Origin of the sequence: Streptococcus pseudopneumoniae, from assembly GCF_001068775.1 — a bacterium.
GTDB lineage: Bacteria > Bacillota > Bacilli > Lactobacillales > Streptococcaceae > Streptococcus > Streptococcus pseudopneumoniae_N.
In genome coordinates, this window is sequence record NZ_JWAJ01000066.1 from 1 (window position 1) to 208 (window position 208).

Consider the following 208-nt stretch of genomic DNA (forward strand, 5'->3'; position numbering starts at 1 on the left):
GGTCTTTGATCTGTGCCACAAGCTGACTTGCAGTAGCTGTATCCACTTTTACAGAACTAGCAGGATCTTCCTTATCTTGCGATGCTAGCGGACTAGTATCTTGAGTTAAAGCCTCTACATGAGGTTGGTCGACAGGTGTTACGCTATCCGCACTAACGACGCGCGCACCCAAAAACATCAGCGCTGCAACAGCAACTGAAGCCGCACC

The 208-nt window shown here is 50.0% G+C and carries 1 protein-coding gene; it reads right to left on the reverse strand.

The annotated features are described in order from the left end of the window. Positions 1-208, reverse strand: a 208-nt coding sequence (locus tag ADF68_RS11065) for a hypothetical protein (RefSeq protein WP_049548461.1), incomplete at both ends; no start/stop codon positions are given.